17 protein-coding genes and 1 pseudogene are annotated in these 20544 nt (G+C 59.7%); 6 read left to right on the top strand and 12 right to left on the bottom strand.

Annotation, left to right across the window (positions count from 1 at the left end; genetic code table 11):
* Positions 1–20: 20 nt before the first annotated feature.
* Together ACTV8E_RS06765 and hemE are read left to right on the top strand one after the other, a co-directional pair.
* A complete protein-coding gene (locus tag ACTV8E_RS06765; protein ID WP_443198985.1) occupies positions 21–1442 on the top strand; it encodes an FAD-dependent oxidoreductase in 1422 nt (473 codons plus the stop codon).
* A gap of 201 nt (positions 1443–1643) precedes the next feature.
* Positions 1644–2708, top strand: coding sequence for a uroporphyrinogen decarboxylase (gene hemE, locus ACTV8E_RS06760; protein WP_443198984.1), 1065 nt, complete (start codon positions 1644–1646; stop codon positions 2706–2708).
* A 67-nt stretch (positions 2709–2775) separates the two neighbouring features.
* Here hemE and ACTV8E_RS06755 read toward each other — a convergent pair whose 3' ends face one another.
* Positions 2776–4062, bottom strand: a complete 1287-nt coding sequence (locus ACTV8E_RS06755) for an MFS transporter (protein WP_443199178.1) — start codon at positions 4060–4062, stop codon at positions 2776–2778.
* Between the two features lie 193 nt (positions 4063–4255).
* Here ACTV8E_RS06755 and ACTV8E_RS06750 point away from each other — a divergent pair, with 193 nt between their 5' ends.
* From ACTV8E_RS06750 to ACTV8E_RS06740, 3 genes are all read left to right on the top strand, one after another.
* Positions 4256–5155: a LysR substrate-binding domain-containing protein gene (locus ACTV8E_RS06750; RefSeq protein ID WP_443198983.1), complete on the top strand. Its 900-nt coding sequence runs from the start codon at positions 4256–4258 to the stop codon at positions 5153–5155.
* A gap of 165 nt (positions 5156–5320) precedes the next feature.
* Positions 5321–5809 (top strand): DUF3015 domain-containing protein, encoded by a 489-nt coding sequence (locus ACTV8E_RS06745; protein ID WP_443198982.1) that lies wholly within the window; start codon positions 5321–5323, stop codon positions 5807–5809.
* Between the two features lie 89 nt (positions 5810–5898).
* Complete coding sequence (locus ACTV8E_RS06740; RefSeq protein ID WP_251834688.1) at positions 5899–7755, top strand: Lnb N-terminal periplasmic domain-containing protein; 1857 nt, start codon at positions 5899–5901, stop codon at positions 7753–7755.
* A gap of 33 nt (positions 7756–7788) precedes the next feature.
* Here ACTV8E_RS06740 and ACTV8E_RS06735 read toward each other — a convergent pair whose 3' ends face one another.
* From ACTV8E_RS06735 to ACTV8E_RS06700, 8 genes are all read right to left on the bottom strand, one after another.
* Complete coding sequence (locus tag ACTV8E_RS06735; protein WP_251834689.1) at positions 7789–8577, bottom strand: universal stress protein; 789 nt, start codon at positions 8575–8577, stop codon at positions 7789–7791.
* A gap of 69 nt (positions 8578–8646) precedes the next feature.
* Positions 8647–9090 carry a PaaI family thioesterase gene (locus tag ACTV8E_RS06730; RefSeq protein WP_251834690.1) on the bottom strand — a complete coding sequence of 148 codons (444 nt, stop codon included), beginning with the start codon at positions 9088–9090 and terminating at the stop codon, positions 8647–8649.
* A 95-nt stretch (positions 9091–9185) separates the two neighbouring features.
* A complete protein-coding gene (gene trxC / locus ACTV8E_RS06725) occupies positions 9186–9620 on the bottom strand; it encodes a thioredoxin TrxC (RefSeq protein ID WP_251834691.1) in 435 nt (144 codons plus the stop codon).
* A gap of 146 nt (positions 9621–9766) precedes the next feature.
* A complete protein-coding gene (locus ACTV8E_RS06720) occupies positions 9767–11725 on the bottom strand; it encodes a hypothetical protein (RefSeq protein ID WP_251834692.1) in 1959 nt (652 codons plus the stop codon).
* A complete protein-coding gene (locus tag ACTV8E_RS06715; protein ID WP_251834693.1) occupies positions 11722–12075 on the bottom strand; it encodes an SMR family transporter in 354 nt (117 codons plus the stop codon). The genes ACTV8E_RS06720 and ACTV8E_RS06715 overlap by 4 nt, the downstream gene beginning before the upstream one ends.
* Before the next feature lie 25 nt (positions 12076–12100).
* Positions 12101–13528 carry a UbiA family prenyltransferase gene (locus ACTV8E_RS06710; RefSeq protein ID WP_251834694.1) on the bottom strand — a complete coding sequence of 476 codons (1428 nt, stop codon included), beginning with the start codon at positions 13526–13528 and terminating at the stop codon, positions 12101–12103.
* Between the two features lie 290 nt (positions 13529–13818).
* Positions 13819–15096 (bottom strand): bifunctional O-acetylhomoserine aminocarboxypropyltransferase/cysteine synthase, encoded by a 1278-nt coding sequence (locus ACTV8E_RS06705; protein ID WP_443198981.1) that lies wholly within the window; start codon positions 15094–15096, stop codon positions 13819–13821.
* A 131-nt stretch (positions 15097–15227) separates the two neighbouring features.
* Positions 15228–16202: a sulfite exporter TauE/SafE family protein gene (locus ACTV8E_RS06700; RefSeq protein ID WP_251834696.1), complete on the bottom strand. Its 975-nt coding sequence runs from the start codon at positions 16200–16202 to the stop codon at positions 15228–15230.
* Positions 16203–16390: 188 nt separating this feature from the next.
* On the opposite strand from ACTV8E_RS06700, the gene ACTV8E_RS06695 reads away from it, so the two are divergent.
* Complete coding sequence (locus ACTV8E_RS06695; protein WP_251834697.1) at positions 16391–17083, top strand: aspartate/glutamate racemase family protein; 693 nt, start codon at positions 16391–16393, stop codon at positions 17081–17083.
* A 23-nt stretch (positions 17084–17106) separates the two neighbouring features.
* Here ACTV8E_RS06695 and ACTV8E_RS06690 read toward each other — a convergent pair whose 3' ends face one another.
* The 3 genes and pseudogenes from ACTV8E_RS06690 to tssD form a co-directional block, all read right to left on the bottom strand.
* Positions 17107–17403 (bottom strand): lysozyme inhibitor LprI family protein, encoded by a 297-nt coding sequence (locus ACTV8E_RS06690; RefSeq protein ID WP_443199177.1) that lies wholly within the window; start codon positions 17401–17403, stop codon positions 17107–17109.
* A gap of 767 nt (positions 17404–18170) precedes the next feature.
* Positions 18171–20132: pseudogene (gene tssI, locus ACTV8E_RS06685) on the bottom strand (type VI secretion system tip protein TssI/VgrG); the annotation flags it as partial.
* 85 nt (positions 20133–20217) lie between these two features.
* Positions 20218–20544: type VI secretion system tube protein TssD (gene tssD, locus ACTV8E_RS06680; protein WP_443198980.1), on the bottom strand; the 327-nt coding region annotated here is incomplete at its 5' end.

Raw genomic sequence — 20544 nt, 5'->3', positions numbered from 1 at the left:
GCCGTTAAGAGGTTTATGCAATGAGCGAACGTCTGCACAACGACTTCCAGTTCATCGAAGTGGGCCGTCAGGACCCCAAGAAAAAACTGCTGCGCCGCCGCAAGCAGGAGTTCGTCGAGATTCACGAACCCTTCAAGCCCGATCAAGCGGCCGAGCAGGCCCACCGCTGCCTGGAGTGCGGCAACCCGTACTGCGAGTGGAAGTGCCCGGTGCACAACTACATCCCCAATTGGCTGAAGTTGGTGACCGAGGGCAACATCATTGCCGCGGCCGAGCTATCGCACCAGACCAATACCCTGCCGGAAGTCTGCGGTCGCGTCTGCCCGCAGGACCGGCTCTGTGAAGGTGCCTGTACCTTGAATGACACCGGCTTCGGCGCGGTGACCATCGGCTCGGTGGAGAAGTACATCACCGACACCGCCTTTGCCATGGGCTGGCGCCCGGACCTGTCGAAGGTCGTGCCGACCGGCAAGCGTGTGGCGGTAATCGGTGCAGGTCCGGCGGGCCTGGGTTGCGCCGACGTGCTAGCGCGCAACGGCGTGAGTGCGGTGGTGTTCGACAAGAACCCGGAAATCGGCGGTTTGCTGACCTTCGGTATCCCGGAATTCAAGCTGGAAAAAACCGTGCTGACCCGCCGCCGTGAAGTGTTCACCGGCATGGGCATCGAATTCTGCCTGAACACCGAAGTGGGCAAGGACGTGACCATGGCCCAGCTGCTCGACGAGTTCGATGCAGTGTTCATGGGCATGGGCACCTACACCTATATGAAGGGCGGTTTCCCCGGCGAAGACCTGCCGGGCGTGCATGACGCGCTGGATTTTTTGGTGGCCAACGTCAACCGCAACCTGGGCTTCGAGCAATCGCCTGCTGATTTCATCGACATGAATGGCAAGAAGGTGGTGGTGCTCGGCGGCGGCGATACGGCGATGGACTGCAACCGCACCTCGATCCGCCAGGGCGCCAAGAGTGTGACCTGCGCCTATCGCCGTGACGCGGCGAACATGCCGGGCTCGCGCAAGGAAGTGAAGAACGCCAAGGACGAGGGCGTGAAATTCCTGTTCAACCGCCAGCCCATCGCCATTGTCGGCGAGGACAAGGTGGAAGGCGTGAAAGTCGTCGAAACCCGCCTCGGCGCACCGGATGCCCGTGGTCGGCGCAGTCCTGAGCCGATCCCCGGTTCCGAGCAGATCCTGCCGGCCGACGCGGTGGTGATTGCCTTCGGTTTCCGCCCCAGCCCGGCGGCCTGGTTTGGCGACTTCGATATCGCTACCGACACCCAGGGCCGCGTTGTCGCACCCGAGCAGGGCCCGTACAAGTTCCAGACCGGCAACCCGAAAATATTCGCTGGCGGTGACATGGTGCGCGGCTCCGATCTGGTGGTCACCGCGATCCATGAAGGGCGCACCGCCGCCGAGGGCATCCTCGATTACCTCGGCGTATAAGGGCGCGCTGAGCAGCGCCGGCGGCCCCGCCAAAAGGCGGGAAGTGGCTATAAAACACGCCATTTCCCTCGCGGATTATTCGTCTGACCTAGGCTTGCCGCTTGCCGTGGATCAAGCCAAAGACAAAAGGCGGGGGCCCCACCGTGCCTTTTGTGGTGGGCTTTGCGACAATGCGGGCACTTTTTTTGCTGGAACCTGGACATGACTGCTCTGAAGAATGATCGCTTCCTCCGTGCCCTGCTCAAGCAACCTGTCGACGTCACTCCCGTCTGGATGATGCGTCAGGCCGGTCGCTACCTGCCGGAATACCGCGCCAGCCGCGCCAAAGCGGGTGATTTCATGAGCCTGTGCATGAATCCCGAGTTCGCCTGCGAGGTGACCCTGCAGCCACTGGAACGCTATCCGTTGGATGCGGCGATCCTGTTCTCCGACATCCTCACCATCCCTGACGCCATGGGCCTGGGCTTGTATTTCGAAACCGGCGAAGGCCCGCGTTTCAAGAAAGTGGTCAACACGATGGCGGATATCGAGGCGCTGCCGATCCCAGATCCGGACAAAGACCTCGGCTATGTCATGGACGCGGTGCGCACCATTCGCCGCGAGCTGAACGGCCGCGTGCCGCTGATCGGCTTCTCCGGCAGCCCCTGGACCCTGGCGACTTACATGGTGGAAGGCGGATCAAGCAAGGACTTCCGCAAGTCCAAGGCGCTGCTGTATGAAAACCCGCAGGCCATGCACGCATTGCTGGACAAACTCGCCCAATCGGTGACCAGCTACCTGAACGGCCAGATCCTCGCCGGTGCCCAGGCGGTGCAGATCTTCGATTCCTGGGGTGGCAGCTTGTCGGCTGCGGCGTATCAGGAGTTCTCCCTGGCCTACATGCAGAAGATCGTCAATGGTCTGATCCGCGAGCATGACGGGCGCCGCGTGCCGGTGATCCTGTTCACCAAGGGCGGCGGCCTGTGGCTGGAGTCCATGGCGGATTCCGGCGTTGAAGCGCTGGGTCTGGACTGGACCTGCGACATCGGTGCTGCTCGCGCTCGGGTCGGCGACAAGGTGGCGCTGCAAGGCAACATGGACCCCAGCGTGTTGTATGCCAAGCCGGAAGCAATCCGTGGGGAAGTGGGGCGCATCCTCGCGGCCTATGGTCACGGCAATGGTCACGTGTTCAACCTCGGCCACGGCATCACTCCGGAGGTCGACCCGGCCCACGCGGGTGCCTTTATCGAAGCAGTTCACGAGTTGTCCGCGCAGTATCACGTCTGAATAGCGTCATCGGCTGATACTAAAACGCCCCGCATTGCGGGGCGTTTTGCATTCTGCAGTGTGCGAATCAGTGCGCCGGGCGCTGCACCGCTTCCGGCAAGGCTGGAACGCGGGCCAGGTGCAGGGCTACCAGCAGCGCGATCAACAACAGCGAGCCGATAAACAGACCGACCCCATCCCAGCCGGCCGCCTGCCAGAACACGCCGCCGAGGGTACCCGCCAGGCTGGAGCCCACGTAGTAACAGAACAGGTAAAGCGATGAGGCCTGCCCACGGGCTTGCTTGGCGCGTCGGCCGACCCAACTGCTGGCCACGGAGTGCGCGCCGAAGAAGCCAAACGTGAACATCAGCATGCCGAGCAGCACGGCGGGCAGTGCGTCGAACAAGGTCAAGACCAGCCCGGCCAGCATCAGGCCGATGACCACCCAGAGCACCTTGCCGCGCCCCAGCCGGTCAGCCAGCGCGCCCACTTGTGCGGAGCTGTAGATCCCCGACAGGTAGACCACGGCCAGCAGGCCCACGCTGGTTTGGCTCATCTGGAAGGGGTCGGCGATCAGCCGGTAACCGATGTAGTTGAACAGGGTCACGAAGCTGCCCATCAGCAAGAAGCCTTGCACGAACAGCCAGGGCAGGCCCGAGTCACGAACATGCAGGGCGTAGCCATCGATCAGGCCCCGCAGGCGCAACGGCCGTGGGCGGAAGTTGCGGGATTCGGGGAGCAGGTGCCAGAACAGCAGCCCAGCCAGCAGTGCGAGCCCGCCGACAATGCCGAGGGCTGCGTGCCAGGACATCCAGTCCACCAGAACGCCGGTCAATAAGCGGCCGCTCATGCCACCAATGGCGTTGCCGCCGATATACAGACCCATGGCGAAGCCCAAGTGCTTGGGATAGATTTCTTCGCTGAGGTAGGTCATGGCCACAGCCGCCAGGCCACTCAGCGCCAGGCCCACCAGGGCGCGCATCAGCAGCACGGCTTCCCAGGTCGGCATGAAGGCACTGATGATGGTGAACACGGCGGCTGCGAGCAGCGACACGGCCATCACTCGCTTACGGCCAATGGCATCGGAGATCGGTCCGGTAATCAGCAGGCCGATCGCCATGGTGATGGTGGAAATAGACAAAACCAGGCTGCTTTGCACCGCACTGATGCCGAAGGTGGCGGACAGCACCGGCATCATCGGCTGCACGCAATACAGCAGCGCAAAAGTGGCAAAGCCACCGCAGAACAGGGCTACGGCGGTCAGTAGAAAGTGCCGGGTGCCTTTTTCGGTGTACGTCTCGATGGGCTGCACGGCCGGATTTGCAGGGGTGGGTATTTCGTTGGGTGACACCAGTTCGCGGGGCGAACTCTGGATGTTGCTCACAAGGTCCTCTCTAGGGCGCTTTTGGCGGCCACAGCCGGTCCGTAACAGGCACACGACGATCTCGCGCAGCTGCAGTAGGCGGCTTAGGGGTGGGTTATGGCTGTAAAGGATAAGCAGCTTGATTTAATCTTTCCAATATATTATTCGACATAATTGATATGTTTTGCGACTTATTGGAGTGGCGATGGAACTGCGACATTTGCGTTATTTCGTGGCGGTTGCGGAAGAGCTGCACTTTGGCCGTGCGGCCGAGGTGCTGGGGATTTCCCAGCCACCCTTGAGCCAGCAGATTCAAGCCTTGGAGCAGGAGTTGGGCGTGCGCTTGTTTGATCGCACCAACCGGCGCGTATCGCTCACCGACGCGGGTCGGTTGTTCCTGGACGAAACCCGGCAGACCCTGGCGCAGGTTAACAAGTCGGTCGACGTGGCGCGGCGGGCGGAACAGGGCGAACTGGGTGAGCTACAGATCGGCTTCACGGCGTCGGCGCCGTTTGTGTCGATTATTCCGCGGGCGATCTTTGCGTTTCGGCAGGCCTTTCCGGCGGTGCATCTGAATCTGGAAGAGATGAACAGCCGCGAGGTGAGCCAGGCGGTGCTCGACGAGCGTTTGCAGATTGGCATGATCCGCCCCTTGGCGTTGCCTGATACGCTGGAAGCGGTGGAGCTGTTCACTGAGCCGCTGGTGGCCCTGGTGCATGCCGATCACCCATTGGCCGAGGCGGGTGATGCTGGTCTGCAGCTCAGTGAGCTGGCTGAGCAACCCTTTGTGTTTTTTCCGCGCACCCATGGCACAGGGCTTTACGATCAGCTTGTCGGCTTGGCCCGCCAGGCCGGCTTTACGCCGCGCATTGCCCAGGAGGCCCATGAGGCGCTGACCATTATCGGACTGGTTGCGGCGGGGTTGGGGGTCTCGGTGTTACCTGCGTCATTTCGGCGCATTCGCATCGACGGAGTAGTCTTTCGCCCACTGCTCGACACTGAGGCCACGACCGCGGTGTGGTTGATAAAGCGTCGCCTGGAACATTCCCCTCTGGCCCAGGCGTTCGTTGATCTGGTGACCCGCGAGGCACAGACGCGCCGCTAAAGTAGTATGGTTTTTTGATCAGGGGCAAGCCCCGGCAGCGTGGCTGAGAACGGCGTGTGATACGCACGGGATGAGCCTTGACACTTGTAGGGTTATTGCCGAAAGCTATAACGGCAGTCGGATTGGCCGACGCCTCCTTGAATACCTCGAAGAAGAGAAAAAAACATGAAACGGATTCTGCTCGGTACCCTGATCGCCGCCGCCTCCCTGAACGCTTTCGCTGAAGCGCCGGGCGGCCCGAACTGCGGCTGGGGCAACATGTTGTTCGAAGGCCAGAGCGGCCTGCCCTCGCACGTAGTGGCTTCGATCACCAACGGCACCTCCGGCAACGCTACCTTCGGCATGACCTCCGGCACCAACGGCTGCTCCGCCGATGGCACCCTGACCTACGGCGGCAAGCCGATGCTGGTTCTGGGCAGCATCATGAACGAGCTGTCCGAAGACATGGCCAAGGGTGAAGGCGAAGCGCTGACCACCTTCGCCGTAGTACTGGGCGTGCAGCCGGAAGACCGCGCACACTTCTCCGCGGTGACCCACAGCCACTTCGAGCAGATCTTCACTTCTGCCGACGTCACCGCCGAGCAGGTCCATGCCGCTACCCTGGCCGTGCTGAAGAAAGACGCACGTCTGGCTCAGTACGCCGACAAGGCCTAACAAGGCTGCGGGCGTTCTCCGGACGCCCGACTCTTTTTTGTATGCCCGCCACGGCGGGCATACTTTTATGCCCTCGCCATTGGCTTTTCATGTTTCGAGTTCTGCTTCCACTCTTGCTGAGTGGCGCTTGCAGCCTGTTGCAGGCTGCCCCGCACATTGCCCCCGACCGTCTGCAGGCCCTGGCCGGTGAACCGTTCTGGCTTTCTTTGGGCCATTACGAGCGCGGCACGCTGGGCGGCTGGCACAGCTATGTCGACGATGACGAATATTTCCTCGCCGAACAGGGCGAGAAGGACCCGCTTGCCGAGTTGAAAGCGACCGTCCCGGCCTTGTACCGCGACCCCGCGCTCGGTAACCGCCATCCGCAGTGTATCTATCCGGCCCGCACCCGCTGGCTGCGCGACCAGCTGTCACTGGACGATTTGCCGAAGGTAAATTGCGCGGAGTACGACACTTGGTACACCGACATCGCACCGCACAGCACCGTGCTGGTGTTCCCGGCGGCCTACCTGAACAGCCCGTCCTCGATGTTCGGCCATACCTTGCTGCGCATCGACCCCGTGGACATCGACCGCGAAGGCAGTCCGCTGCTGAGTTATGCAATCAACTTCGGTGCCTATATCGAAGGCATGGACAACAGCATCCTGTATGCCTGGAAAGGGCTGATGGGCGGCTATCCCGGCCTGTTCTCGCTGATGCCCTACCGTGAGAAAATCGGTGAGTACAGCCGCCTGGAAAACCGCGACCTGTGGGAGTACCACCTGAGCCTCACCCCGGTGGAAACCGCACGCATGCTCGAACATGTGTGGGAGTTGCGGCAGATCCAGTTCGACTATTTCTTCTTCGACGAAAACTGCTCCTACCGGTTGCTCGAGCTGCTGGAAATTGCCCGGCCGGGGCTTGAGCTGACCGATCAATTTCCGCTGACCGCCATTCCTGCCGACACCGTGCGTGCAGTGAAGGACGCCGGGTTGATCGAGCGCATCGACTATCGTCCCTCCCGTGAACACGAGCTGCTGGCACGCGTGGCACCGCTGGATGCGCGCGAGCAGGAGTGGGTGCAACGCCTGGCCGAAAACGACGCCTGGCTCCAGGATGCCGAGTACCTTGCCCTACCGGCCGAGCGCCGCGCGATGATTCAGGATGGCGCCTACCGCCTGCTGCGCTATCGGAAGACCGGTGCGGAGCGCGATGCCGCCAGCGCCGAGCGCAGTTATCGCCTGTTACAGGCGATCAACCGCAACCCGCCGCCACGTCTGGATGTTCAGCGGCCGCTGTTGCCCGAGGACGGCCACCGCTCGCGAGCCTTGCAATTGGGTGTCGGTAACCGTGGAGATCGCGCCTTCGCCGAGTACGGTCTGCGCATGGCGTACCATGACCTGCTCGACAACCTCGACGGTTTTCCGCTCGGGGCACAGATCGAACTGGGTGAATTGAAGCTGCGCCAATACGAGGGCAACCACTGGCAGGTACAGCAGTTTGACCTGATCAGCATTCGCTCGCTGACGCCGCGCACCCGTCTGCTCAAGCCCTGGTCCTGGCAGGTCGCAACAGGCGCCGAGCGGGTGCCGGGGTTCGGCGATGATGAACGCCTGGCAGGCTATCTCACCGGGGGAGGTGGGTTTTCCTGGAGCCTTGGCGAAGGGCTGCTCGGGTTTGCCATGGGCACCGTGCGCCTTGAGCACAATCGCGACTTTGCCGCAGCACTCAGTCCGGCAGCCGGTTTCGATACCGGTCTGCTCTGGCGGAACGCGGTCGGCAACTTACTGCTCGAAGCCCAGGGCGACTACTTCCATAACGGTGAAGTGCGTCGCCGTCTCAGCCTCACTCAGCATCTGGAGGTGAGTAACAACCTCGGTGTCAGGGTTAGCGCGCAGCGCGAGTTTGGCCAATGGTCGGCGCCGGCCACCGAAGTCCAGGTGCAAGCGCGCTGGTACTTCTACTAGCGCGGGCGCGTATCCGGAGCGAAGGCGGGGTCTTCACCCTCGCGCCACCAACACATCGCAGGGCGGCTGGCGCAGCATGTCCCGGGTCAGGCTGCCCAGCAGCGCTTCGCTCAGCAGGTTGCGCGTGTGGCGACCGAGGGCGAGAAGTTGCGGGCTTCGCTCGCCAATGACCGCCTGTAAGCAATCCTGCCGTTCGCCATGGCGAATGCCGTACTGCACGACTCGGCCCGGTGAAGCCAGCCGCGCTTGTTCGTCGGCAACCATGCGGCTGAACAATTGGCACTGCATTTCCAGCTCGGCCTGATCTTCAGGTGCGCGGGACGGCGCCACTTCGCAAATATTCAGCGCAAACAGCTCGGCGCTGGCCGGCAACAGGCGATGGGCCTGGTGCAGGGCGGCATTGGCGCACTGGGAAAAATCCAGAGCGACTACGGCTTGTTGATACGGCTCGCTGTTCTGATTCACCGCCAGCAGCACTGGAAGTGTGCTGGTGCGCGCCAGACGTTCCAGGGTGGTGCCCGTGAACAGCTCGGGCCGAGACTTGTGATGGGCGCCGAGGACCAACAGGTCGGCGCCTATACCGTCGGCTTGTGCGGCGATGGCCTGGGAGGGCTGGCCGCCGGCCAGGCGCACCTGGGCGTCGGGCAGGTTGAAGCGCGCGAGCTGTTCGGTCAGTTGGCGCTCGATGGCAGGGTCGGCAGGCAGGCGGTCCACGATGTGTAGCAGCGTCAGGCGAGCGTTGTGCTGAGCGGCCAGTTGGGCGGCGCGCTGCAGGGCCAGGTCGGCTTCGGGGCTCAGGTCATGGGCGATTAGGATGTGCATGGGGCAGGGCCTCTGGCGCGGATGATTCGACAGCCTAGCAGCAGCGACCGTCGCCGGCCTTGTCGTGGCTCAGCGTTTGCGCAGTTGATACAGACCGTTGCTGCGGGCTACGACAACGCCGTGCTGGTCGGTCAGTTCGAGTTCCAGACGGTATCCCGCCTTGCCGTTCGCAGCGGCCTCTGCCTGCAATCGCTCGACGGTGGCCGCATCCAGACGCGCGTCGACCTGGATATCGCCCAGCGCCGGCTTGAGAAAGTGCAGGTCCAGCGCCTTAACGATGGGGTAGAAGCGCTGCACGTCGAAACTGGTAACGTACAAAGCGCCGCCAGGTACCTCGGCCAGCGTGAACAGGGCGCCGGCATACAGGCTGCCGATATGGTTCTGATTGCCGGCCTGAGGCATGCGCAGGCGCACAAAGCCGGGCTCCAGCACCTCGGCCTTGAGGCCACTGCGCTGGACAAAGGCGATCTGTTCTTCAATCAACTGACGTGCAAGCTCGATGGGCATGGACATGGTGCAGCTCCGCGGCTGATAAGTCAGTCCCCAGCCTAAGAGGCCCGAAGCGGCCAGCAAATGATCGAGTCGCCCGTGAATGTTGACCGATGCGCTCAGATGGCGTGCTGACGCAACCACGCCAGTAGCTGGGGCAACGGCAGTGCGCCGCTTTGCCGGGCGATTTCCTGGCCAGCCTTGAACAGGATCAGGCTGGGTATCGAGCGAATGCCCAGTTGCGCCGAAAGTTGCGGGTTGGCCTCGCTGTCGAGCTTGGCCAGCCGGCAACGGCCCTGCAGTTGCGTGGCGGCTTGCGCGAAGGTAGGTGCGAAGCTGCGACACGGCCCACACCAGGCCGCCCATACATCCACCAATAACGGCAGGTCGCCCTTGATCTGACTGGCATAGCTGGCCTGAGTCAGGTCGAACGGCGCAGCCGGCAACACGTCGTTTTTGCAACGCCCACAATGCGGCGTGTCGCCCAGGCGAGTAGTAGGGATACGATTGATGCCGTTGCAGTGAGGGCAGGGGACCAGCAGGGATTCGGACATGAGGGGCTCCACAGTTGAATGGCCTGAATGTGGCGCTCGCCGCGGTGAATATCAAGGTTATGGAGACCGCGGTTGTATGGATGGGCTACGGGATGGCTGTTATGCCGGTGTGGTAGTGATCTGAAGCGAAAAAAGGGGACCTCGACCTATCGGTCTAGCCTAATAGACTGCAACCCAAAGGCGAGCGGGCGCGTGTCGCTAGACATACCTAGTGAGTAAGGGGACGTCGGGGACGCGAAGTGGAAACCGAAGACAGTGTCGTTCAACGTTTCAAGAGGAATGGGGGTAGAAACTTCCAAGGTGGTTTCGGGCCAATTGACAGTTGCCTGCTGTATCAGGTTGCCGTTAACGAAGAACGACACCATTTGCTTGGGGTGCTGGTCATTTACGAAGACCCAACCTTGGAGGGTTACATTGACCGTACCAGGGACGTCCGGGATGTTTACGTTAAGCTTGAGCGAGGCCGTTTCATTAACACTCCAAACGCCCCAGGACTCGGGAAATGACCAGCCTGAAAGTAGTTGGATCTCTCCCCCGGAATGAAGCGACGCCTGCACGGTGAGTGGGAATGATGTCGAGCAGGTGAGACGGCCGGTCAGGTAGATGGTGTCATGTTCGGTTTTATGAAGGCGGGGTTGGCTGGTGGGCCGAGTATCGATCGGTATCAGTGTTCTGCCGGCGCCACACACCTCCTCCTGCGCGTCTTCCAGGGTCGGTTGTTGGGTGAGCACTCGAAGGATGCTGCCTTGCGCACTGCGAAGCAGGACAGGGCTTTGTGAAGCGCCATCACTGCGTAGAACACGCTCACGGAAGATTTCCGGCAAGGGGTGGTAGAGATGAGGATTAACGCTCCAGAGCGGCAGTACCCATGGAGCGAGTTTGACGTAGGACGGGTGTTTCTTGGCATAGGCGCCACCACTGTATCCCAACAGCGCGATCTGCAGGCACACGGCGGGAATTACAGCGATCAACCATCCTTTCTTGGACGTCGCTCGGCCAAGCGTGATGCCCGTCCACACCAGTATTGGCATCCCTGCCCAGGCGGCATAGCGCAAGAAGACACTTTGCCCTGCGTTCCAGTTGGCCTGTGCCAGGGTGGGCAGCACCATGATCACGAAGGCGACTAACAGAAGGTCTTCCTGGCGAAGTCGGATACCTCGATCACGGCGGAGTCTGGCAAGAAGGGCCAATGGGAAGGACCACGCCAGCATAGGCATACCCACCGTCAGGCCCTGATTCAGGTCGAAGATAAACGACATTAGCCGGGATAGGTTGATATCCGAATAAGCAATGTAGTGGCCGCTTGCGGCGATAGGATTCAGTAGCTGGAACTGGTACAAGCTCCAGACATAGGGCACCAGTGTTAGGGATGCCGCGCAGGCGGTGTAGGCGAGCTTGCGAAGCGAGTCCTTGCTAATCCCGGTGTGCCGAAGCTCAACAAGTTGAGCGAGGACCAGGGGGAAAATCAGGAAGCTGGCCGAAGGATTCTGGAACGACGCGATGGCTGCCAGTAGGGCCGCCGAACAGTATTGGCGACTGGCCGCTAGAACGGAGGCAATCAGCAGTAATGAGGCCGTGAAGACCTCTGGGTGTGTCCATTGGAAATAGAGCGTGGCGGTGGACAAGATAAAGCCACCGGCAATTAACCAGCGCACCGCCCTACCAAGACTGGAACGCAGCACGAGAAAACGGAGCGACCATATAATCAGAAAGGCGTTGGTTATTTGAAAGGCCTGGAGTGTATCCAGGTCCAATGCCTTTAATAGCCAGTAGGCGGGTACGCATGCGAGCGAATACGCCCAAAAGTGCCAGGCGTACAGATTGCCATCTGTCCCCCGGAGCACCATGCCTGCTTGGGTATCTAATCCTGTTCGGTCAAATACAGTCTGGGCTACCTCATGGGTAATGGCCGGACTGAAGTGGTTCGCTAGGCCTTCCAGCATCGCAAGGTAATACTGACCATCGCCCGTCCGGATGGGGTTCATCATAAACGCCATCACAAGCAGAACAGTGCTGATGAGCAAGAGAGCAACAACGTCAGAGGACCGGGCTAACGTGAGATTGTTGAAGGGGCTCGCCGAGCGATCAATTAGCAGACTCCTCATTGCAAAGCACCCTTGCTGACGAGTAGCAGCCCGACGACGACGAGCCCCAGGCCTATCCAGGCTGTCATGCTGTATTTCTCATCAAAGAAGAAAATACCGCACACAATCAGCGCTGTTTGCGCTCCGAAAGTCATCAGGGTATAGGCCTTACTGACAGGCAAGGTTTTCAACAGCGCGGCGTAAACCAGGAAGGCGAGTCCGTAAAAGAATACAGAGCCACCCAAGTGGAGCAGTGTCGACATGCTCAGGTGGCTGGCGTCGCCCTGAGTGGAAAACTTCTTGAGCAGGATGCTTGCCAGTGCGTTAGCAATGATGGCCATTATCAACAGGGTGATCGACAAGGGACTCATGTATGACTCCTGAAAGTTAATGGCGTTATACGGCCAGCCAAAACACACCTGCCAGGATCATTCCAGTCACGAGGCTGGTGCGATCTCTCACGGCAAAGACGACCGGGTCATCGTGCACCTGACCGCGATGCGCAAGAATCCAGATGCGGCTGATCCAGAAGAGCATTAGCGGGCAGGCGAGCCAAATGATGTGTGGGTGGCTGTAGAGCAGGGCGGTGGTTGGCTCATTGATATACAGGGCCAGCACCATGACAGATAAGTAGCCTGAGGCGGCACCCAGTGCACTGATTATTTCTAGATCACTGGCGTAATAACCGCGCCCACGTGTTCGGGTTGTGCTGCCCTTATTGCGTTCGGCCAAGAGTTCGGTATGCCGCTTGACCAGCGCCAGGCTGAGGAAAATGAACATGGAGAAGGCCAAGATCCACGACGTCAAGGCAATTTGGCAAGCAGCCGCTCCTGCAACGAGGCGTGTGGTGTAGAGCAGGGCTAGGGTGATGACATCCAGGCTCATCTGACGCTTCAGGAATAACGAATATGCCAGTGTGAGTAGGTAATAGCCCGCTAGAACCACTGCAAATGTCCAGGGCAGGAGAAGTATCGCGCCAGTGAAGGAGAGCGCGAGCAGCAGCGGAAATGCCACGAGTCCGCGTTGGATGGAGAGATCACCGGAAGCGAACGGACGACGACGTTTACGGTGGTGGTGGCGATCGTCGGCCAAATCCAGAAGGTCGTTGAGAATATAGACACTGGAGGCGCATAGACCGAACAGCAGGAAGGCCAGTATGGAGTGTGATAAAAGCTCAAGATTGGTAATCTGATGCGAGGCTAGAAGCGGAACGATGATCAGCAAGTTCTTGAGCCACTGATGTAGGCGCAAGGCTCTAAGCCAATGGCGAATTCGAACTCTCGCCGGGGTAATTACTTGTTCAGTGTTGCCGTGAGCTTGGGCCTGCCGTACTAAACGGCTGTCTGGATGGCTGACCACAACGGCAGAGTGGGCTGAACGCCAGACGACGAGATCATCCGCAGAATTGCCTATGTAATCAAATTGCCTTTCTCCAAAAGCATCAACCAACGTTCGCTGCTTATTTACAGCCGATAGGTTGCATTGTTCATCCGAAGCCAGCACGTCGTCGAACAGACCGAGATGCTCGGCAATGTTATGTGCCAACACCCGATGGCTTGCCGTTGCCAAGATAACGCGCCGGCCTTGTTTACGTACCGATTCAATAAGAGCAATAACATCTGGATTGTAGGGCAGAACGCTGACATCCAGATTGGTGGCTTGAGCAAGTTTGGACTTTAAATGTGCCTTCCCCTTCAATAACCACAGAAAGGGCCTGTAGAAGTACAAGGGGTACTGACGCAGATAGGCCAGTCCCGTTTCAAGTAACATGTCGCTGTTGAGGAGCGTTCCATCAAGATCAACAACCAGAGGACGGCTTAGCATCGGTATGACATCATCCTAATGAAATACAAAACCCGGGAGTATATGGAGCGGCCGAGCCGCTTTGGTAGTCGCGCTTGGAACGTGTGCTCCGGTGCACAATGTTGCTATTGAAATGTCCGAAAGCTCAGATTATTTCCTGCATGTGCCTTGTTGAATTTCAGCTTGCAGGAGGATGGCGATCGGTCTAAGCGGCTGAATGCGGCGGCGGAGTCTCATTCAGAGGTTGATCCGTTGACTTCCAGTGCAACGGAGTAGCTACAAAACGAGACCCGGCCTTTCACAAGCGCGGCTTATCCGCGCGCAGCCTCCAGCGCCTGGCTCAGGTCGGCGAGGATGTCGTCGATATGCTCAATGCCGATGGACAGGCGCACCAGGTCGCGGGATACGCCGGCACGAGCCAATTCCTCGTCATTGAGCTGACGGTGGGTGGTGGACGCCGGGTGGCAAGCCAGGGACTTGGCGTCGCCAATATTTACCAGGCGCACCACCAACTTGAGTGCGTCGATAAAGCGTGCCGCAGCCTCGATGCCACCTTGAATGCCGAAGGACAGGATCGCCGCCGGCTTGCCCGCGGTGTAACGCACCGCCAGTTCGTATTCCGGGTTGTCGGGCAGGCCGGCGTATTTCACCCAGCTAACCTGCGGATGCTGTTGAAGGTACTCGGCGACCTTGAGGGCGTTTTCGCAATGGCGCTCCATGCGCAGCGCCAAGGTTTCCAGACCCTGCAGGATCAGGAAGGCGTTGAACGGCGACAGCGCGGCGCCCATGTTGCGCAACGGCACCACGCGGCAGCGGCCAATGAACGCGGCCGGGCCGAACGCTTCGGTGTAGGTTACGCCGTGGTAGGACGGGTCCGGGGTGTTGAGCAGCGGAAAGCGTGCCTTGTTGTCGGCCCAGGGGAATTTGCCAGAGTCAACGACGATGCCGCCGATGCTGGTGCCGTGGCCACCGATGTATTTGGTCAGCGAGTGCACGACGATGTCAGCGCCGTGCTCAAACGGCCGGCAGAGGATTGGTGTGGCCACGGTGTTGTCGACGATCAGTGGCACGCCATGGCGGTGCGCGGCGTCGGCCAGGGCCTGCAGGTCGATGATGTTACCAGCCGGGTTGCCGATGGATTCGCAGAACACCGCCTTGGTGTTGTCGTCGATCAGTGCTTCGAGGGCGGCGATATCGTCGTGGGGCGCGAAACGCACCTCGATGCCCTGACGCGGCAGGGTGTGGGCGAACAGGTTGTAGGTGCCGCCGTACAACTTGGCCACCGAGACGATGTTGTCGCCCACGCCGGTGATGGTCTGGATCGCATAGGTGATGGCCGCCATGCCAGAGGCCACGGCCAGTCCTGCCACGCCACCTTCCAGTGCCGCAACGCGCTGCTCCAGCACGTCGGTGGTAGGGTTCATGATGCGAGTGTAGATGTTGCCGGCCACCTTCAGATCGAACAGGTCGGCGCCATGCTGGGTGTCGTCGAAGGCGTAGGAGGTGGTCTGGTAGATCGGCACAGCCACGGCCTTGGTGGTCGGGTCCGGGCTGTAGCCGGCGTGGATAGCGAGGGTTTCGGCTTTCATGCGACGCTCCTTGCGGCAGAGAGTAAGCGCCCAGCATGGGAAAACGTCCGCTATCGGTCAATGGCTCAAAGCAATAAACGGCCTGTTTGCTTAGAACCTTTTACAAACGCCGCTACCGGTCCGGTTTTATCTCAGCTCAGCGCGCTGTAAATGTTGTAGGCACTCATCAGCGTGATGAGCACGCCGACGATGATCAACAGCGTGCGCGCCGGCAGCTTCTTGCACAGCAGCGCGGCAAAGGGCGCGGCGAACAGGCCACCGAACACCAGGCCGGCCACCATGGCCCAGGTATCGGGCTCACCGGCGAGCAGAATGAAGGATGCGGCGCTGGTGATGGTCAGGAAGAACTCGGCGAAGTTCACCGAGCCAATGGTGGTTCGCGGGTCGCTGCCCGAGCCGATCAGGCTGCTGGTCACCACCGGCCCCCAGCCACCGCCGCCGGCGGCATCCACGAAGCCGCCAAACAGGGCCAGTTTGCCGACATGCCTGGGCTCCTTGCGTTGCACGATGTGGCGGTAGGCCTTGCTCAGGATGTACAGGCCCATCAGCAACAGATAGGCGGCAATGAAGGGCTTCATGACCGCGCCGTCGAACTGGGTAATCAGTACCGCGCCGAGAATCGCACCGATCATCCCGGGCAGCAGCAGGCGCAGGAACAGCGACTTGTTGACGTTGCCCAATTTCACATGGGCAATGCCTGACAACCCGGTGGTGAACACTTCAGCAATATGCACGCTGGCACTGGCTGCTGCGGGACTGGCACCAGTGGAGAGCAGAAAGGTGGTGGCGGTAATGCCATAGGCCATGCCCAGCGCGCCATCAATCACCTGAGCCAGGAAACCAACGGCCACCGCGCTCCAGAACGCCGGGCTGTGCAGCACACGGTCAACGATGGCGAAGCCGTTGTCGAGGCCGTTGGCGAAGAACACCCGCCAGGCAAGAAAAAGCAGCAGGCCCAGCAGAATCAGCACGGCGCTCCACATGGCAGCGCGTAACACCGGGTGATTAGCCGGGTGGGCAATAAGGGCTTCGACGGGAGGCAGGCTCAAGGCTTCGTGTTCAGCATTTAGCGAACTTGGGCTGAGGTCCAGACTGCGGATTTTCATGCGGGGCCTGACAGTGAGTTGTAGAACAGGCGCTGTATAGCGGCAAGGGACGGTAAAAGAATTTCCTTAGAGCGTCTAAGACTGTTTTGGAAGATTTATATTCCTTTAAGTTTGATTGTTCGGGTGAGTACGCGCATCGTGAGCGGCGCTGCAGCGCTACGCTTGATCAAAGGAAAGCGGAGGTGACCATGAACTGTTTGGGCGTGCTGGGTGGCATGAGTTGGGAGTCAACGGTGAGTTATTACCGTTTGTTGAACCAGGGCGTACGCGCGCGCCGTGGTGGGCTGCACTCGGCGCCCTTGCTGCTGCACTCGGTGGACTTTGCCGAAATCGCCGACTTGCAGAGTCGAGGTGAGTGGGACGAGGCGGGACGCCAACTCGCCGCTGCCGCCCTTGGGCTACAACACGCCGGAGCCACTGCGTTGCTGCTGGCTACCAACACCATGCACAAGGTCGCTCCGGCCATCGAAGCGGCGATTAAGGTGCCCTTGCTGCATATCGGCGATGCGGTCGGCGCAGCGCTGCAACAACGCGGGATCAAACGCGCCGCATTACTCGGCACACGCTTCACCATGCAGGAAGATTTTTATCGCGAGCGCCTGACTCAACATTTCGGCGTCGAGGTGTTACTGCCCGATGCATTGACCATGGATGAAATCGATCGCAGCATTTTTGCCGAACTGTGTCGCGGCCAATTCATCGACTCAACCCGTGACTTCTACCTCGAAACCTTGGCGCAACTGCGCCAGGCGGGCGCGAAGGCAGCCATTCTCGGCTGCACCGAGATCGGGTTGTTACTGGAAGGAGTTGAAAGCCCGCTGGCGCTGATCGACAGCGCCGAGGAACACGTGGCGATGGGGTTGGAGTGGGTGCTGGGGTAAGGGGAACGGTTGCAACTGCTTCCTCAAATTTGAGGGGATATTCTATCCAGGTAGTCGGCACGCTCCTGGCTCATTCTTGCTACGCAGTTATTAATGGTTGTCGTGTGGGCTTCAGAGTCGGCTTCGATTTCAAAAGACTCGACCGCGCAGTTTGCGTCGCGTAGCACTATCCAGGCTCGCTGGGATTTCTTGATTGTTGAAATGAAACTGATCCGAATTTCCGGGTCGGGTGAATACTGTGTGTCGACCCTTCTTAGAAGTCGATTATATGACTCGTTTAACTTATGGTCCGCTTGCTTCTTGCTGTGCTCTGAGCACATAAAAACTTGATGGCTATTATTCAGACTGTCACAAGGATTCAGTGAGCTTTCGCTGTGAGCCACCTGCAATGTCAGTAATTGGAGTGCTGCAAGAAAAACTAGAATGACTGATTTCATTTTTGTGTACTTGCTTGGCTGTTTCTAAGGTAACGAGCGCGATGTCGGCCAGGCTCATATTGACTAATTCCGGGCGTGTTTTCAATATAATGAATAAGCGCAGTGATGTTATTGCGCATGCCAGCTTTCATTGGGTTCGGTCCTTTGGTGAATCCTTGGTAGACAAAGTCAACCAAGATATCCTTGATGGGCTGGTCAAGATGCTGCCACTCAACTCGTTCAGCTTCGCCCAGGGTCCATTTGTTGTAATTATCAATCGTCCGTGACACGTAGGTAGGGTACGAGTTGATAAATAACGACATTTGCTGATCTTGTGTTATTTCTCCGATTTGATCTTTCTGTTCGTGAACAAATTTCTCGGCTGCGCTGCCCTTCAGACCGGCAGCTTTGGATATTTTTTCCGCTTGGTCTTGCTCTAGGCCAGCCATTCTCATGTCATTATATACTTCGGACTCGCTTCTTGATCCCATATCGTAGCCACGACCTAATGTCACTCCAGAAAGTTTATTGCCTGGCCAATGAATGACTCTGCTGTAATAGCCAGATGCAGGGCTGTTATTGCCTTCAGCATCAAAAGTTACTTTACCCTGCGTTATTGTTGGTGGCTGAGCGTTGATATTGGATTCGCCATATCCAGTCTCGGTGAGGCGCGCAGTATCAGGCGTCGCACCTTGATTAAGGGTCGGCAATAAAAGCTCAACCCCTGATCCCTTCCCCGCACTCCCACCCGCATTGATCTTCACCTGGGGGCCAACCAAGCTAACGCCACCGGGGTCGAGCTTGATAAAGCTGCCACCGGCCTTGAGGGTCAGTTCGTCGCCGGCTTCGATGATCAGTTTCTGTCCAGCCTTGAGGTGGATTTCCTGGCCAGCGTTGAGCAGGTGGGCGGTGCCCAGTTTGATGTGCTGGCTCTGACCGACGCTGAGGTGATCGTCGGCCTTGAGTTCGGTTTTGCGTGTGCGATGGGTGAGGCGGTGTTCTTCGGCGTTCAGCTCGGTGTAGCTGTTGGCGCCGACGTGGTCGTGGCGTTCATGACCGACGTGCACAATCTGATTATGTTGAATGTGCTGCTCCCAGTCACGCTGGGCGTGGATATAGACTTGCTCGGCATCCTTGCGGTCTTCGATACGCAGCTCATTGAAACCGCCACCGCCGGGCGAGCTCAGCGTTTTGAACACCGTGCGGGTTTTGTGGGCCGGCAGGTCATAGGGCACCGGGTTTTCGGTGTGATACAGGCAGCCAGTGACCAGCGGCTGGTCGGGATCGCCTTCCAGAAAGCTGATCAGTACTTCCATACCCACACGGGGGATGGCAACTGCGCCGTAGCGTTCGCCGGCCCAGCCACTGGCCACGCGCAGCCAGCAACTGCTCTTGTCGTCGGCCGGGCTGTCGCGGTCTCCATGTTCCCTGTCCCAAAAGAAGTGCACCTTGATGCGGCCGTATTCGTCGCAGTGGATCTCTTCGCCCTTGGGGCCGGTGACTACAGCGCTCTGGTTGCCGAAGAGCTGTGGTTTCGGATGGCGCAGCGCTGGTCGGAAAGGAAGATCCCACGGTGTGGCGGTGAAGCGGTTGCGGTAGCCCTGGTTGAAGCCATCGGCCGCTGCGGTATCGCCAGAGGCAAACTCTCCCAGCACCTGGGGCTGTTTGCCTTCGTGATGAAGTTCGGTGAGCAGCCATAGATTGTTCCAGACATCGCGCGGATGCTCGTTCAGCGCCAGGAAGTGACCGCTGAGCAGGTGCGGTTGATTGCTCTGGCCTTCGGCCTGGCGGACATCGCAGCGGTGGCGTTCCAATGCGCGTTGGCTGAGGTGCCGGCCGCGTTCGCGATCAACGAAGCGCCCAGGATAGCCATAATCCTCACGCAGCCTATTGCCGTCGAGAAGGGCGGCGCTGTCCAGAACCAGACTCGGTTTTTCAAAATCGTAATCGCGCCGGCTGACCCGACTAGTGCGATTTGTCACGCGTACGCTGAAGCGGTGGATGGCTGGTGCATCCGCGACCTGGCCACTGCCGGGCCGATAGGCCGTCGGCTGACACCGCTGAGGAAACGCCGTCTGGTCATCGCCAAACACCAGCACGTGACCTTGTGTGCTGTGCCGAAAGTGATAGTGGATGCCTTCTTCTTCGCACAGGCGCTGCAGAAAGTGCAGGTCACTCTCGGCGTACTGCACACAGTACTCGCGCTCGGGATAAACCGTTGGGCCTAACTGAAACCGGTAGGCATCGGCCTGAATGCCGTGCGCTTCAAGCAACTGGGCGATGATCTGCGGCACTGTCTGCTGCTGGAAAATGCGCGCGTTGCGTCGGTAAGCCAGCTGGCTGAGGTGCGGCACCAAGGTCATGCGATAGCGGGTCAAGCGCGGGCCCGCTTCACCTTGGGCAAGCTGTTCGATCACACCGTGGATGCCGCTGCCGTCTGCAGCAAAGGCCAGAAACGCCGGCTGATGCAGCAGGCTGGGCAGGTCGAGATCGGCGCGCTCGCTGACCAGTTCCAGCTCGAAGGCATAGGGCTGGCTGATGGCCTCAAAGCCGGTGAAGGCCAGCACCTGGAAGTCGTGCCCGACGCCGGGAAGGCTCAGGCGAAACTGGGCGTGATTGGCGGGCGCGAACATGGGCGGTACCTCGTGATCGTCCGTGAATGAATCGTCCGTAAAACCCCTTCGGCCTGCGGGGGGAAAGGCCGAAGGGTGCCTGGCTTTAGCCGACGTTGGCTGTGCGCCAGTCGTCGGAACCGGAGGTGCCGGCAACTTCGTGAGTCCAGACGATCTTGCGGTAGGTGAAGTAGACGTCTTCCAGGTGGGTGAAATGGGACATGGCCGGGTCCTGGCAGTTGGGCATGCGCGACTGCACGTCGACGATCACCGCGTCTTCCAGCTCGATGGTGAAGTAGTGCTCCTGGGTGCCGGTGGCCGAGGTGCGGTACCACTCCAGGCGGCACTTGTTCAGACGCTCGCCGGAGGTCAGGGCGTTGAAGATCAGCGGCGAGGACTTGTCGAACACCTTGGTGATCATCAGCGGCTTGTG

The sequence above is a fragment of the Pseudomonas sp. B392_1p genome, from assembly GCF_052245235.1.
Lineage (GTDB): Bacteria > Pseudomonadota > Gammaproteobacteria > Pseudomonadales > Pseudomonadaceae > Serpens > Serpens gallinarum.
The sequence above is the reverse complement of the archived record's forward strand: the minus strand, read 5'-3'. Positions and strand labels throughout refer to the sequence as shown.